The sequence below is a fragment of the Niveispirillum sp. genome (genome assembly GCF_052437035.1).
GTDB lineage: Bacteria > Pseudomonadota > Alphaproteobacteria > Azospirillales > Azospirillaceae > Niveispirillum.
In genome coordinates, this window is sequence record NZ_JBQVOH010000001.1 from 54,044 (window position 1) to 65,922 (window position 11,879).

11 protein-coding genes are annotated in these 11,879 nt (G+C 63.2%); 6 read left to right on the forward strand and 5 right to left on the reverse strand.

The window, feature by feature from the left end:
• Positions 1-224: 224 nt before the first annotated feature.
• Genes ACT6Q8_RS00265 through ACT6Q8_RS00275 form a run of 3 tightly spaced genes read right to left on the reverse strand, consistent with a single transcriptional unit; the run spans position 225 to position 3,269 of the window.
• Entirely contained in the window at positions 225-1,655 is a 1,431-nt protein-coding gene (locus ACT6Q8_RS00265; RefSeq protein ID WP_054166746.1) for an NAD(P)(+) transhydrogenase (Re/Si-specific) subunit beta, read from the reverse strand.
• Positions 1,656-1,671: 16 nt separating this feature from the next.
• The gene (locus tag ACT6Q8_RS00270; protein ID WP_054166745.1) at positions 1,672-2,100 is read right to left on the reverse strand and encodes an NAD(P) transhydrogenase subunit alpha; all 429 of its coding nucleotides are present in this window, start codon (positions 2,098-2,100) and stop codon (positions 1,672-1,674) included.
• A gap of 11 nt (positions 2,101-2,111) precedes the next feature.
• Positions 2,112-3,269 carry a Re/Si-specific NAD(P)(+) transhydrogenase subunit alpha gene (locus ACT6Q8_RS00275; protein WP_054166744.1) on the reverse strand — a complete coding sequence of 386 codons (1,158 nt, stop codon included), beginning with the start codon at positions 3,267-3,269 and terminating at the stop codon, positions 2,112-2,114.
• Between the two features lie 543 nt (positions 3,270-3,812).
• Between ACT6Q8_RS00275 and ACT6Q8_RS00280 the strand changes: the two genes are divergently transcribed.
• Together ACT6Q8_RS00280 and ACT6Q8_RS00285 are read left to right on the forward strand one after the other, a co-directional pair.
• Positions 3,813-4,025 carry a hypothetical protein gene (locus tag ACT6Q8_RS00280; RefSeq protein WP_054166743.1) on the forward strand — a complete coding sequence of 71 codons (213 nt, stop codon included), beginning with the start codon at positions 3,813-3,815 and terminating at the stop codon, positions 4,023-4,025.
• A gap of 177 nt (positions 4,026-4,202) precedes the next feature.
• Positions 4,203-5,003 carry a hypothetical protein gene (locus tag ACT6Q8_RS00285; RefSeq protein WP_444733838.1) on the forward strand — a complete coding sequence of 267 codons (801 nt, stop codon included), beginning with the start codon at positions 4,203-4,205 and terminating at the stop codon, positions 5,001-5,003.
• Between the two features lie 44 nt (positions 5,004-5,047).
• On the opposite strand, the gene ACT6Q8_RS00290 is transcribed toward ACT6Q8_RS00285, so the two are convergent.
• The gene (locus tag ACT6Q8_RS00290) at positions 5,048-5,611 is read right to left on the reverse strand and encodes a hypothetical protein (RefSeq protein ID WP_444733837.1); all 564 of its coding nucleotides are present in this window, start codon (positions 5,609-5,611) and stop codon (positions 5,048-5,050) included.
• A gap of 102 nt (positions 5,612-5,713) precedes the next feature.
• On the opposite strand from ACT6Q8_RS00290, the gene ACT6Q8_RS00295 reads away from it, so the two are divergent.
• Together ACT6Q8_RS00295 and ACT6Q8_RS00300 are read left to right on the forward strand one after the other, a co-directional pair.
• Positions 5,714-6,685 (forward strand): helix-turn-helix transcriptional regulator, encoded by a 972-nt coding sequence (locus ACT6Q8_RS00295; protein ID WP_444733836.1) that lies wholly within the window; start codon positions 5,714-5,716, stop codon positions 6,683-6,685.
• Positions 6,686-6,749: 64 nt separating this feature from the next.
• The gene (locus ACT6Q8_RS00300; RefSeq protein WP_444733835.1) at positions 6,750-7,727 is read left to right on the forward strand and encodes an NADPH:quinone oxidoreductase family protein; all 978 of its coding nucleotides are present in this window, start codon (positions 6,750-6,752) and stop codon (positions 7,725-7,727) included.
• Between the two features lie 173 nt (positions 7,728-7,900).
• On the opposite strand, the gene ACT6Q8_RS00305 is transcribed toward ACT6Q8_RS00300, so the two are convergent.
• Positions 7,901-9,190 (reverse strand): ammonium transporter, encoded by a 1,290-nt coding sequence (locus tag ACT6Q8_RS00305; protein ID WP_054166739.1) that lies wholly within the window; start codon positions 9,188-9,190, stop codon positions 7,901-7,903.
• Positions 9,191-9,712: 522 nt separating this feature from the next.
• Here ACT6Q8_RS00305 and glgC point away from each other — a divergent pair.
• Both glgC and map read left to right on the forward strand, forming a co-directional pair.
• Positions 9,713-11,002, forward strand: a complete 1,290-nt coding sequence (glgC, locus tag ACT6Q8_RS00310; protein ID WP_444733834.1) for a glucose-1-phosphate adenylyltransferase — start codon at positions 9,713-9,715, stop codon at positions 11,000-11,002.
• 38 nt (positions 11,003-11,040) lie between these two features.
• The gene (gene map / locus ACT6Q8_RS00315) at positions 11,041-11,868 is read left to right on the forward strand and encodes a type I methionyl aminopeptidase (RefSeq protein ID WP_054166738.1); all 828 of its coding nucleotides are present in this window, start codon (positions 11,041-11,043) and stop codon (positions 11,866-11,868) included.
• The last annotated feature ends 11 nt before the right edge of the window (positions 11,869-11,879 follow it).

The following is an 11,879-nucleotide window of genomic DNA, read 5'->3' on the forward strand; positions in this document are numbered from 1 at the left end:
GTTTAATAAGGATCAGTTATCCACAGTTATATTTAAGTTTGTGGCTCTAACCTTAAACAAGCGGTCGCTTGGAACTTAGAAATTGCCTCCCCGGCGCAGGCCAGAGAGGCACATATTCTCAACCCTGCCTTCCTTCATCCCCGCCCCGCGCCAGCCGCCAACGGAAAAGGGCCGCCCTTTGCAGGGCGGCCCTTCCTTACTTCCTGTCAATCAGTCAGCGGCGATCAGTGCCCGCTGCCCGACAGGTTCTTCACGATCTCTTCGGTCACTTTCTTGGCGTCGCCCAACAGCATCATGGTGTTGGGACGGAAGAAGAGTTCGTTTTCGACACCGGCGTAACCGGCACCCATCGACCGCTTGATGAACAGCACCGTCTTGGCCTTTTCCACATCCAGGATCGGCATGCCGAAGATGGGGCTGGCCGGGTCGGTCTTGGCGGCGGGGTTGGTCACGTCGTTGGCGCCGATGACATAGGCCACGTCGGCCTGACCGAAATCGCGGTTGATTTCGTCCAGTTCGAACACCTCGTCATAGGGCACGTTGGCTTCAGCCAGCAGCACGTTCATGTGGCCGGGCATGCGGCCCGCGACGGGGTGGATGGCGTACTTCACCTCCACGCCTTCCTTCTTCAGCAGGTCGCCCATTTCGCGGAGCGCGTGCTGGGCCTGGGCGACGGCCATGCCATAGCCGGGGACCACGATCACCTTGGACGCGTTCTTCATGATGAAGGCGGCGTCGTCGGCGGAACCGGCCTTGAAGCTGCGGTCGATGGCAGCGCCACCGGCGGCGGCACCAGCGGCGGCATCACCACCGAAACCACCCAGGATGACGTTGATGATCGAGCGGTTCATGCCCTTACACATGATGTAGGACAGGATGGCGCCTGAGGCACCGACAAGGCTGCCGGTGATGATCAGCAGATTGTTCTGCAAAGTGAAGCCGATGCCCGCCGCCGCCCAGCCGGAATAGCTGTTCAGCATGGACACAACCACGGGCATGTCAGCACCACCGATGGGCAGGATCAACAGCAGACCCAGCGCCAGGGCCAGGATGACGATGATCCAGAACAGCAGCGGCGACTGCGTGATGCAGAGCAGGATGATCAGGGCGACCAGCGCGATACCCAGGCCGGCATTCAGCATGTGCTGACCACCGAACACCAGCGGCTTGCCGCTGACGCGACCATCCAGCTTCAGGAAGGCGACCACGGAGCCGGTGAAGGTGATGGCGCCGATGGCCACGCCCAGGCTCATTTCAATCAGCGAGCCGACATGGATGTCGCCGGTCTTGCCGATATTGAAGCTTTCGGGCGAGTAGAAGGCGGCACCGGCCACGAACACGGCGGCCAGACCCACCAGGGAGTGGAAGGCGGCCACCAGCTGCGGCAGCTGGGTCATCTGGATGCGCTTGGCAATGACCATACCGGCGGCACCGCCGATGGCAATGCCGGCCACGATCATGACCAGACGCGTGAATTCCAGCGACTTGCCGGTGAGCGCCGGCAGGGCGATCAGCGTGGTGACGATGGCCAGCGCCATGCCGATCATGCCGAAACGGTTGCCGGTCTGGGCGGTTTCCGGGCTGGACAGGCCACGCAGGGCCAGGATGAACAGCACGCCGGAGGCGAGATAGAGAAGCGATGCGGTGACGAGCATTATGGTTCCTCCCCGATCACTTCTTGGCGGCGCCGGATGGCGCCTTCTTCTTGTACATGGACAGCATGCGCTGTGTGACCATGAAGCCGCCGAAGATGTTGACGCTGGCCAGCACGATAGCCAGGAAACCCATCAGGGCGGACAGGCCGTTATCGGCGGCACCGGTAGCGATCAACGCACCGACGATGATCACCGACGACACAGCGTTGGTCACGGCCATCAGGGGGGAGTGCAGGGCCGGCGTCACCTTCCAGACGACGTAATAGCCTACGAAGCAGGCCAGCACGAAGACGGTCAGGCCGATGACGATGAAGGGCATGCCGCCAGCATTGGCAAGCTGCGCCTCCAGCATCGAAATGCGTTCGGTCAATTGGACTGCCTGCTCACGCGCGGCATCCAGATTGTTCAGCAGTTCCGCACCGCTGTCCGCATTGGCAAGGATCATTATCTGGCTCCTCAGGCGGCGGGCTTGTTGAACGACGGGTGGACAACAGCGCCGTCACGGGTCAGGCCCGTGCCCTTCACCACGTCATCTTCCCAATTCATCTTCAGCGTCTTCGTGTCCTTGTCCACGAAGGGCGTGATGAAGTTCAGCAGGTTCTTGGCATACAGCGCGGAGGCGTCCACGGCGATGCGGCCCGGCATGTTGATGCGGCCCACGATCTTCACGCCGTACTTTTCCACGACCTCACCGGCCACGGCGCCTTCGACATTGCCACCCTGTTCACAGGCCAGATCCACCAGGATCGCGCCCTGCTTCATGGTCTTCAGCATGTCGTCAGTGACCAGGATCGGGGCCTTGCGACCGGGGATCAGGGCCGTCGTGATGACGATATCCTGCTTCTTGATCGTCTCGGCAATCAGGGCCGCCTGCTTGGCCTGATACTCTTTCGACATTTCCTTGGCGTAGCCGCCGGCGGTCTGTGCCTGCTGGAATTCCTCATCCATGACGGCGACGAAGGTGCCGCCCAGAGATTCCACCTGTTCCTTGGTGGCCGGACGCACGTCAGTGGCGCTCACCACGGCGCCCAAGCGCTTGGCGGTCGCGATGGCCTGCAGACCGGCGACACCGGCACCCATGATCAGGGCGCGGGCCGGCGGAACCGTACCGGCGGCGGTCATCATCATGGGGAAGGCGCGGCCAAACTCGTTCGCGGCCTCGATCACGGCGCGGTAACCGGCCAGGTTCGATTGGCTGGACAGGATATCCATGCTCTGTGCGCGGGTGATGCGCGGCATGAACTCCATGGCAAAGGCGTCGATCTTGGCGGCGGCATAGGCGGCCACCGTTTCCGGCGCGCCATAGGGCGACAGGCCGGCGATCAGGATGGCACCTTCCTTGATCAGCGCCAGCTCATTCACATCGCCCTCACCCTCGGCCAGCGGACGCTGAACCTTCAGGATGATGTCGGCACCGGTCAGGGTGCTGGTGACGTCGGCGGCGATGGTCGCCCCGGCGGCGGTGAAGGCATCATCGGTAATGGCGGAACCCAGGCCGGCGCCCGTTTCCACCACCACCTCGAAACCCAGCCCGATATATTTGCGCACCGTATCCGGCGTGGCTGCGACACGCAGCTCATGCGCCCGGCGCTCCTTCGGAATGGCGATTTTCATGCGATCCGATTCCCCCTCTTGGAAAAGTTCCTAGTCTCGGCAGGCGGCCCAGGGTGCCGGTGTTCCGTTTCAGGATTATGCCGGCCGTCTTTATGGTTTCGCACGATGACGCATCCGGTAATCTTTGTGAAGCTTTCCGGGTGCGCCGCGTCATGGTCGGAAAGGCTTTTCCCGCCTGACGGAAAGGAACGGTGGGGGTGGGCGACAGGATCGGTCGGGCACCCGCAGTACCAATTTTGTAGTGCGAACTCGGTAATTTTGTTCCCGATACCAAAAATCCCCAATGGGAATAAGGCATTAAGATGTAAGCATTTTTATGGTAACCGGTTACCATGAATTATGTAACGCGGTTACCGAAATTGGCCCCGCGACCAAAGTCGTTCTTGCGCATCGCGAAGGTTTTGCGACCGACGCATGGAACCGTTGTTATGCGGTGACGAGGGGGGACGGTTGCATCCGGGCCGGGGTCTGAAAGCCGGGCTGGACCCCGTCAGGCGGGTGGGGCAGAGTGTCGCCCGACCCAATCAGAGCCCAAAAAGCCCCATGACCGATCCGCAGATTCCCGAAAAGCACCCCCTCGCTGATGCCGCCCGCACCCTGTTCAAGGAACTGACGGATGCCGGCCGCCCCGTGGTGGGCACCGGCATCGGGGAAGGGCGCATCTTCCTGCGCGTGGCCGGCCCCGACCATGGGGCGCCGGCGGAATATCGCGGATATCCGGTGGTGGTGCTGACGGACGAGGGCATCAAGAGGTAATCCGGTTTCCAACCCGGATTATGCCGGGGGTAGTGGTTCGGGAAAGTCAAGACCCGCCAATTTTCGGAACCGTTTAGGCCATTGGTTGTCTGATCCGCCCGTATCGGGGCGCCGTAGAGATCGGCACAGGTGCGCACATGTTGCCACCAGGGAACCGACCTCCAAGGAGCTTCGATAATGAACAAGAATGCCATTGCCGCCGGTACCTTCCTGGCCACCGCGCTTTGCCTTCCCGCCCTGGCTGCCCCGTCGGGCACGCCCAAGGCGGGGGAATTGTCCTTCAGCCTGAGCGGCGGGCCCGAATTTGTCCTGGACGGTGATGTCCATGGCGGCACCAATGCCCCGGTCGCCGATCTGGGGCCGCTGAACCCCTCGCTGGCCGGGGTGGCCGCCACCCTGCAGATCCAGTCGCGCGATTACGACGATGTCTATGGCACGCTCTATGCCGTGCAGGGTGAGTTTGCCTATGGCCTGGATCGACAGTCGGAACTGTTTGGTGCCCTGACCTATGGCTGGGCCGATGGCGGACGGTTGCAGGTGGGCGGGGCCGCTGTACCCGCGCTGAACACCACCCTGCCGGTATTTGGCCGCTTTGATGATTACAAATACTGGGGCCTGGATGCCGGCTACCGCTATTTCCTGACCGATGGCGGGGATTTCCATCCCTATGTCGCGGGCCGGGCCAGTGTGCAGTGGGTGGATAAGATCAATGCCACCTTCACCATTCCCGATGCCAACATTGCCCTGAACAATGTCCGTTTTTATGGCGACAGCACCGTCTGGGGGGCGGGGCTGGATGTCGGCTTCCTGTGGCAGGCGGCCCCGGCCCTGTCGGTGGGGCTGGAGACGGGCCTGCGCTATTCCGGTGATCTGAATGATGATGACGCCGATATTGGTGGCCTGGGGCTGGCCAGCATCAACAATACCGGCAGCCGCTGGTCGGTGCCGGTGAAGGCCAGCGTGCGCTTTACATTCTGATGCGTTTGAGGGCGCGGCCTGATCCGCCGCGCCCCATTTCCGCCTCAAGCCCGCACCCAATCCATGGTCCAGTTCACCTGCCAGGTCTTGCCGCCGTCATGTGAGACGGTTTGATGCCAGCGGTGGCTGTTGGGCGTGATGCGGTCCCAGGTGCCGCGTACCTTGATAGGCTGATCGCCATCCATCTCGTCTGCCTCGAACACGCCTTCGCCATTGCGGAAGATGCCGGTCAGGCCGGGGGTGGTCAGCACCCCGCTTTTGGCGTTCACCCAGAAATCCGACCAGATTTTCCGGTCCGTCTCGAACAGGCGGATACCCACACCGGCGAAGTTGCGAGCAGGGATGCGTAGTTCCTCGATACTGCCGGCCCCGTTCAGGATGGTCCAGCAGGTGGCCTCGCCCGTGAATTCATCCCATTCGCCCGTTTCCGGCTTCAGCCGGCGATGGCTGATCCGCCATTCGCCGGCCAGGAAATTGAAATCGCCGGGCCGCCCCTCTGCCGTATCCCCCGCCGCTGCCGGCAGCGCCGTGGCGGCCAGCCCCACGGCCAAGCCGAGGGCCGATTGCAGAACGGGGCGGCGGGCGATGCCGCCGGTCTCATCAGTCATTTTTCCCTCCATCCGATGGTCTTGCCCGTTTTGCTGGGCGACGGGGACATTGTGCCGCGCTATACCTGACATCCTGTGTCAGTTAATTGTCGGGGGGCGAAAATGCGGGCGAGCCGGCTTCTTTCGCTGCTGTTGCTGCTGCAACTGCGCGGTGGCCTGACGGCGGCGCAGATGGCGGCGGAACTGGAAGTGTCGGAACGCACCATCTATCGCGACATTGACGCGTTGAGTGCGGCGGGTGTCCCGGTCTATGGCGACCGGGGGCCGGGCGGCGGGTTCCAGCTTCTGGAGGGTTACCGCACCCGTCTGACCGGGCTGGCCAGTGACGAGGCGGAGGCGATGTTCACCATCGGCCTGCCGGGGCTGGCCGGTGCGCTGGGCGTGGGGCAGGCGGCGGCAAGGGCCTGGAACAAGCTTATGCTGGCCCTGCCGGCCCAGGCGCGGGAGGAGGCGGGGCGCATGGGCGACCGTTTCCACCTGGATGCCGCCGACTGGTACCGCGTGGCCGAACCGACGCCGTTCCTGCCCGATCTGGCCCGCGCCGTGCTGGATTGCCGGCGGGTGGTGATGCGGTACGAGAGCTGGAAGGGTGAGCGGGAATGGACCATCGATCCGCTGGGTCTGGTCCTGAAGGCTGGCACCTGGTACTTCGCGGCGCTGTCCGGGGATCGCACCCTGGTGTTCAAGGTGGCGTCCATCCGGACGCTGACGGTGACGCGGGACGGGTTCGTGCGGCCCCTGGATTTTCACCTGCCCGGTTTCTGGGCAGGGCATCTGGCGGAATTCGAGGAAAGGTTGCGTCCCGAACGGGCGGACCTGTCGGTCAGTGGGGTTGGCCGTGATCTGCTGTCCCGTCAGGGCGCCTACGCCGCCGAGGCCGTGGCGGCGGCGGGGCCGGTGGATGCTGATGGCTGGGCCGACATCACCCTGCCGTTCGAGACGGTTGATCAGGCGGCCCGCCTGCTGCTGGGGTTAGGACCAGAGGTGCTGGTGCGGGCACCCGATGCGCTGCGGGCAAGGGTGGAGGAGATGGTGCAGGGGATATTGGCGCGGATGCAGGCGCCACCCTCTTGACCCGCCATCCACTCCCCGTCACACTTCAAACAATTGTTTGAATGAACCAAGGGGAGGAATAGAGATGGCCAAGGCGCTGCTGTGCAAGGGATTCGGGCCGCCGGAAAGCCTAGTGCTGGAAGAGGTGGAGGCGCTGCCGCTGAGTACGGGCGAGGTGAGGATCGCCATCAAGGCGGCGGCGCTGAACTTCGCCGATACCCTGATCATCGAGGGCAAGTATCAGGAGAAGCCGCCCTTTCCCTTTACCCCCGGCATGGAATGCGCGGGCGTAGTGACGGAACTGGGCGATGGTGTGCGGCACCTGAAGGTGGGGCAGCGGGTCATGGCCCTGTCGGCCAAGGGGGCGTTCCGGGAGGAAACGGTGGTGGAGGCGGGTGCGGTCCTGCCGATCCCGGACGGCATGGATTTCGCCACCGCCGCTGGCTTCCCTGTTGCCTATGGCACCTCCCACCTGGCCCTGACCGACCGCGCGCAACTGAAGCCTGGGGAAACCCTGCTGGTGCTGGGCGCGTCGGGCGGGGTTGGCCTGACGGCGGTGGAGATTGGCAAGGCCATGGGCGCGCGGGTCATCGCGGCGGCATCATCGCCGGAAAAGCTTTCCGTGGCCCGCGACCATGGCGCGGATGAGGTGATCGACTATACGGCGGAGGACATGAAAGCCCGGTTGAAGGAACTGGCGCCTAAGGGGGTGGATGTCGTGTTCGATCCGGTGGGCGGGGATTATTTCGACGCGGCCCTGCGCAACATGGCCTGGTGCGGGCGGATCATCACCATCGGCTATGCGGCGGGGCGTATCCCGCAGGTGCCGGCCAATCTGCTGCTGGTCAAGAATTGTGCAGTGCTGGGCCTGTTCTGGGGGGCGTACCGCAAGCATAACCCGCAGCGCCTGGGCCAGAGCCTGATGGAGCTGCTGGCCCTGTGGGGGCAGGGGAAGCTGCGACCGCATGTGTCGCACGCGCTGCCCATCACGGAGTATGCCCAGGCCTTCCACCTGCTGTCGGGCCGCAAGGCGACGGGTAAGGTGGTGTTGACGGTGGAGTGAAGGGGCGGGGCTTGTCGCATGCGCTCGCGCTTATGCGACCTACGAAATGAGCGATCCGTCGTAGGTCGCATAAGGTCCCGACGGACCGCATGCGACATCAACCGTTCCCAAAACAAAACCGCCGCACCGGGCGCCCGGTGCGGCGGTCTGTCTTTCAGGCCGTGGCCTGAGACTTACTGGATGCTTTCGCCATGCAGCGCCAGATCCAGGCCGTCACGTTCCGCATCCTCGTCCACGCGCAGGCCGGTGATGGCCTTGACGACGTAGAGGATGATGGTGGTGGCGATGCCGGACCACAGGACAGTGGCGCCGATGCCGTAAATCTGGGTCCAGACCTGGCCGATATTGCCTTCCAGGGCGCCGGCGGTCCCGCCGATAGCGGCCTTGGCGAAAACACCGGTCAGGACGGCACCGACGATACCGCCGACACCATGCACGCCCCAGACATCCAGGCTGTCGTCATACTTCAGCGCATGCTTCAGCGTGGTGGAAGCGAAGTAGCAGATGACGCCGGCGGCGACGCCGATGCCAAGCGCACCGTCAACACCGACGAAACCAGCAGCCGGGGTGATGGCGACCAGACCGGCCACGGCACCGGAAACGGCACCCAGCACGGAGGGCTTGCCCTTCACGCCCCATTCCACGAACACCCAGGCGAGCGTGGCGGTGGCGGCGGCGATCTGCGTCACCAGCATGGCCATGCCCGCACGGCCATCAGCGGCCACAGCGGAGCCGGCGTTGAAGCCGAACCAGCCCACCCACAGCATGGCCGCGCCGATCAGCGACAGGACCAGGTTGTGCGGCTTCATGTCAGAGGTGCCATAGCCCTTGCGCTTGCCCAGAACGATGGCCGCGACCAGGCCGGCAACACCGGCATTGATGTGAACGACGGTGCCGCCGGCATAATCCAGCACGCCATCGCCCATCAGGAAGCCGCCGCCCCACACCCAGTGGCAGACCGGGCTGTAGACGATCAGCGACCACAGGGCCGTGAACAGCAGTAGGGCCGAGAACTTCATGCGGTCAGCAAAGGCGCCGGTGATCAGCGCCGGGGTGATGATGGCAAAGGTCATCTGGAAGGTGATGAACACCGATTCCGGGATGCTGCCCGACAGGCTGCCAACCTCAAGACCGGACAGGAAGGCCCGGCTGAGGTCACCGATGAACAGGTTGCCGGGGCCGAAGGCCAGGCTGAAACCGACGACGGCCCACAGGACCGAAATCAGGGCGGTGATGGCGAAGCTCTGCATCGCCATGGTCAGGACGTTCAGCTTGCGGACCATGCCGCCATAGAACAGCGCCAGACCAGGAATGGTCATGAACAGCACCAGCGCCGTGGACGTCAGCAGCCATGCGGTATTGCCGCTGTCCAGCGTCGGGGTCGGTGCCGCGTCCTGAGCGAGGGCCACGCCCGGAACCAATGCCAGGCACGCCGCGAAAAGGGTCTTCAACATACGATTCATCTGGCTCCCCATTCTTGTGGGCACGGGGCCGACCGGCCGCCGCACACGCCGCTGCTCCTCTATTCAAAGTCCGTGCCGTTGTGCAAAGCGGCGGAATCCCTACGCTGTTGCAGCCGGACGCCTGAATGGAATCCACCCCGCGGACCCGCGACTCCGCCTGAAAACCGGCTATATGCACAAAAAATGTGCTGTTTCTGACGGCGACTTTTCAGGAAAAACTGTTTTTAATCAGCATGATGATGGGGATGCATCCATTCGAGGCACCCCGATTCAGCGGCTAAAAATGTGACAGATTAAAAAATAGGCAGACATTCGGGGGCATGTCGTGCTGCGGTGCCGATTGGGGCCGATCCGGGCCTTTCGCCTTTTCGTTGTCTGCCTTGCCCGCGATTGCACACGCAACATACGTATCCATACGTGACCCGGCACGCAGCATGTGACACCATCCCGGTTGAATGAGCCGCCGGTCGAAGCGGTCGGCACAGCGCGACAGAGCCGCGCGACATCAGGGAGGATGTGGAATTGGTGACCAGTCAGTCCGAACAGCGTCTGGACCGTGACCTGCGGCAGGCGCCGCGCCATGCGCTGGCCCTGGTGCTGGCGGGCGGGCGCGGCAGCCGGCTGAAGCAGCTGACCGACCGCCGTGCCAAGCCGGCGGTGCATTTCGGAGGCAAGTTCCGCATCATCGACTTCGCCCTGTCCAACTGTATCAATTCCGGCTTCCGTCGCATCTCGGTCATCACGCAGTATAAGTCGCATTCGCTGCTGCGGCATTTGCAGCGCGGCTGGAACTTCCTGCGCGGTGAAATCGGTGAATTCATCGATCTGCTGCCCGCCCAGCAGCGCATCAACGAGACCAGCTGGTACCAGGGCACGGCGGATGCCGTTTATCAGAACCTGGATATCCTGCGTTCCCACAAGGCGGAATGGGTCCTGATCCTGGCCGGTGATCACATCTATAAGATGGATTACGCCAACATGCTGGCCAGTCACATCCGCACAGGCGCCGATGTGACCGTGGGCTGTATCGAGGTGCCGCGCATGGAGGCCACGGGCTTCGGCGTCATGCATGTCGACAGCGACAACCGCGTCGTCAGCTTCCTGGAAAAGCCCGCCGACCCGCCAGCCATGCCCGGCAAGCCCGATATGGCACTGGCGTCGATGGGCATCTACATCTTCAATGCTGAGTTCTTGTACAAGAACCTGGAACGCGACGCTGAGGATCAGACGTCGAGCCGAGATTTCGGCAAGGACATCATCCCCTATCTGGTGGAGAACGCGAAGGTCGTCGCCCACCATTTCAACGAAAGCTGCGTGCGAAATAAGGCGCAGCCGGGCACCGCCTATTGGCGCGATGTCGGCACCGTCGATGCCTATTGGGAAGCCAATCTGGACCTGTGCACGGTGTCGCCTGATCTGGATCTCTATGACCGGGAATGGCCGATCTTCACCTATCAGGAACAGCTGCCGCCCGCGAAGTTCGTGTTCGATGATGATGGCCGCCGGGGCATGGCCGTGGACAGCATGGTGTCCGCCGGCTGCATCACCTCGGGTTCCGTTGTCCGCCGCTCTCTCCTGTTCAACAAGGTTCGCATCCATTCCTATTGTGAGGTGACGGATGCCGTCATCCTGCCGGAGGTGGAGGTGAACCGGAATGCCCGCCTCACCAAGGTGGTGGTGGATCGCGGCTGCGTCATCCCCGCCGGCCTGGTGGTGGGTGAAAATGCGGAAGAGGACGCGCGCCGCTTCTACCGTTCCGAAAATGGTGTGGTATTGATCACCCAGGAGATGCTGGACCGTCTGGGGGACTGATGGTTTGGTACGGTGACGCGACAGCGGCTTGAGGGGCGATGAAGACCTATCCGGGTAATTTCGTGCTGGACCCGCTGGGACGGCGGGTCACCTTGCACGGCCAATCAGCCTTTGCCGCCCTGCACCGGGCCGGTGCGGTGGCGGCGGCTTGCCTGGACCACATCACCCCCCACATGCAGCCCGGTGTCACGACGGCGGATATTGATGACATCGTGGCCGCCTTTCTGAAGGCGAACGGGGCGCTGGCGGCCACGCTGGGCTATCACGGATTTCCCAAATCCTGCTGCATCTCCCCCAACTATGTCGTCAATCACGGCATCCCGTCGGACAAGGTACGGATGAAGGCGGGTGACATCGTCAATGTCGATGTCACCGCCATCGTCGATGGCTGGTACGGCGATACCAGCCGCATGTATCTGGTGGGGGATGTCACGCAAAAAGCCGCCCATCTGGTCCGCACCACCTATGACGCCATGATGGCCGGCATCGGGCAGGCGGTGCCGGGCAAGCATCTGGGCGATATCGGCCATGTCATCGAACGGACCGCCAAGGCCGTTGGCTATTCCACCGTCCGCGATTATGTCGGCCACGGCATCGGTCGCGTCTTCCACGACGCGCCCGATGTCATGCATTTCGGCAAGCCAGGGCGCGGCATGAAGCTTGTGCCCGGCATGGTCTTCACCATCGAACCCATGTTCAATCAGGGTGGTGCGGGCCTGCGAACGCTTCCCGATGGCTGGACCAACATCACCCGCGACCTGTCCCTGTCGGCACAGTTTGAACATACGGTCGGCGTGACCGAGGACGGGGTAGAGATTTTCACCCGCTCCCCGGCGGGGCTGGATTGTCCCGTGGGGGCGGACTGAGGCTTTATCCG

Excerpts from the sequence above, each read along its gene's own strand:
- ACT6Q8_RS00265 (WP_054166746.1), bottom strand. The coding sequence starts at position 1,655 with ATGCTCGTCACCGCATCGCTTCTCTATCTCGCCTCCGGCGTGCTGTTC.
- ACT6Q8_RS00270 (WP_054166745.1), bottom strand. The coding sequence starts at position 2,100 with ATGATCCTTGCCAATGCGGACAGCGGTGCGGAACTGCTGAACAATCTG.
- ACT6Q8_RS00275 (WP_054166744.1), bottom strand. The coding sequence starts at position 3,269 with ATGAAAATCGCCATTCCGAAGGAGCGCCGGGCGCATGAGCTGCGTGTC.
- ACT6Q8_RS00280 (WP_054166743.1), top strand. The coding sequence starts at position 3,813 with ATGACCGATCCGCAGATTCCCGAAAAGCACCCCCTCGCTGATGCCGCC.
- ACT6Q8_RS00285 (WP_444733838.1), top strand. The coding sequence starts at position 4,203 with ATGAACAAGAATGCCATTGCCGCCGGTACCTTCCTGGCCACCGCGCTT.
- ACT6Q8_RS00290 (WP_444733837.1), bottom strand. The coding sequence starts at position 5,611 with ATGACTGATGAGACCGGCGGCATCGCCCGCCGCCCCGTTCTGCAATCG.
- ACT6Q8_RS00295 (WP_444733836.1), top strand. The coding sequence starts at position 5,714 with ATGCGGGCGAGCCGGCTTCTTTCGCTGCTGTTGCTGCTGCAACTGCGC.
- ACT6Q8_RS00300 (WP_444733835.1), top strand. The coding sequence starts at position 6,750 with ATGGCCAAGGCGCTGCTGTGCAAGGGATTCGGGCCGCCGGAAAGCCTA.
- ACT6Q8_RS00305 (WP_054166739.1), bottom strand. The coding sequence starts at position 9,190 with ATGAATCGTATGTTGAAGACCCTTTTCGCGGCGTGCCTGGCATTGGTT.
- map (WP_054166738.1), top strand. The coding sequence starts at position 11,041 with ATGAAGACCTATCCGGGTAATTTCGTGCTGGACCCGCTGGGACGGCGG.